The sequence below is a fragment of the Kitasatospora sp. NPDC096140 genome (genome assembly GCF_040303045.1).
GTDB lineage: Bacteria > Actinomycetota > Actinomycetes > Streptomycetales > Streptomycetaceae > Kitasatospora.
Genome location: NZ_JBEOUW010000107.1, coordinates 1 through 2112, shown reverse-complemented (window position 1 = coordinate 2112; position 2112 = coordinate 1). Strand labels below are relative to the sequence as shown.

Here is a 2112-nt window from a genome sequence, read left to right as displayed (position 1 = left end):
CGGATGGCCGACGGTTCGCTGGAGTTCGTCGGCCGGATCGACGACCAGGTGAAGATCCGCGGTTACCGCATCGAACTCGGCGAGATCGCCGCCGTGATCGCCCAGGACGAGGCGGTGCGGGACGCCGTGGTGCTGGCCCGGGAGGACGTGCCGGGTGAGCGCCGGCTGGTCGCGTACGTGGTGCCGGCGGACGCGGGATCGGCCGACGCGGGATCGGCGGGCGCCGGGTCGGACGGTGTCCGGTTGCGGGCCCGGGTGGCGGAGCAGCTGCCCTCCTACATGGTGCCGGCGGCCTTCGTGGAGCTCGACGCCTTCCCGCTGACCGCCAACGGCAAGCTCGACAAGCGCGCCCTGCCCGCCCCGGACGGGCGTGCCCTGGCCCTGGGCGGGGAGTTCGTGGCCCCCGACGGACCGGTGGAGGAGCTCGTCGCGGCGGTGTGGGCGGACGTCCTGGGCATCGAGCGGGTCGGCGCCCACGACAACTTCTTCGACCTCGGCGGCAACTCGCTGCTGGCCCTGCGCCTGGTGTCCCAGGTGCAGGAAGCGATCGACATCGACCTTCCGGTACGGCAGGTGTTCGACCAGCCGACCGTGGCCCGGATGGCCGACCAGGTCGAGGCAAGGCTCAGGGCGGAGCTGTCGCAGACCGGCGACTCCGCGGTGAACGCGAACGGCACCATGGACGCCGAGGAGACGAAAGCATGAGCGCCGCAGACAGCCAGCGACGGGACAGCCGGCGCCAGGACGCCGCCGACGACGTCAGCACCGAGCAGCTGCGGGCCGAGCTGCTGCGCCGCCGGGCCGCCGGCCGCGCGGGCGGCGGCCGCACCGCCATCCCCCGGGCCGACCGGTCCGCCGCCCTGCCGCTCACCTTCGGCCAGCAGCAGCTCTGGTTCCTGCACCGGCTGGACCCGACCAGCCCGGAGTACCTCGTCCCGCTGCTGCGCCGGCTCCGCGGCCCGCTCGACCGCGGGGCCCTGGACCGGTCCTGGCAGGAGCTGCTGGACCGGCACGAGGTCCTGCGCACCCGGTACGGCCTGGCGGACGGCCGGCCCGTCCAGCTGATCGACCCGGCCGCGCCGCTCGACCTCCCGCTGACCGACCTCACCGGCCTGCCCGCCGACGAGCGCGAGGCACGCGCCACCGAGCTGGCCGAGGCCGCCGTGGCGGAGCCCTTCGACCTGGCCGCGCAGTGGCCGGTGCGCGGCTCGCTGATCCGGCTCGCCGAGGACGACCACCTGCTGGTCGTGGTGTTCCACCACATCGCCTGCGACGCGTGGTCGACCCGGGTGTTCGAGGAGGAACTGGGCGCGCTGTACGGCGCGTTCACCGCCGGCCAGGCGTCGCCGCTGGCTCCGCTGCCGGTGCAGTACGCGGACTTCGCGGCCTGGCAGCGGGACCGGGTCACCGGGGACGAGCTGGACCGGCTGCTCGGCTACTGGCGGGAGCGGCTGGCCGGGCTGGAGCCGCTGGAGCTGCCCGCCGACCGGCCCCGGCCGGCGGTGCGCGACTGGCGCGGCGCGGCCGTTCCGCTGGAGGTTCCCGCGGCGCTGGCCCAGCGGCTGGACGCCTATTCCAAGGAGCGGGGCGTCACCCTCTTCACCACGCTGCTGGCCGCCTTCGACGTGGCGCTCGCCCGGCACACCGGCCGGGAGGACATCGCGGTCGGCACCGTCGTCTCCGAGCGCAACCGCCCGGAGCTCGCCCGGATGATCGGGTACGGCGTCAACACCCTGGTGCTGCGCGAGCAGTGGACGGGCGAGCCGTCGTTCGCCGAGCTGCTGGACTCCGTCCGGACGACCGTGCTCGACGCCTTCGACCACCAGGAGGTGCCGTTCGCCCGGCTGGTGGACGAGCTGAGCCCCGAGCGCGACACCTCGCGCACCCCGCTGTTCCAGGTCGCCTTCACCCTGCACGAGTCCGTCGAGGGGCTGCTCAACCTGCCCGGGATCGACACCGAGGTCGTCGAACTTCCCTGGCGGACCGCGAAGTTCGATCTCGCGATGCAGATCGAGACCACCGTGGGTGGTGGGTTGCGGGGGCAGGTGGAGTTTGCCTCCGCCTTGTTCGATCGGGTGTCGGTGGAGGGGTTTGCGGGTCGGTTCGTGCGGT

At 74.0% G+C, this 2112-nt stretch carries 2 protein-coding genes; both read left to right on the top strand.

Features of this window, described 5'->3' with window-relative positions:
- A partial coding sequence (locus tag ABT048_RS41595) for a phosphopantetheine-binding protein (RefSeq protein ID WP_350526854.1) occupies nt 1-705 on the top strand: 705 nt, incomplete at its 5' end.
- On the top strand, nt 702-2112 hold a 1411-nt coding region (locus ABT048_RS41590; RefSeq protein ID WP_350526853.1), incomplete at its 3' end, for a condensation domain-containing protein. The genes ABT048_RS41595 and ABT048_RS41590, both read left to right, overlap by 4 nt.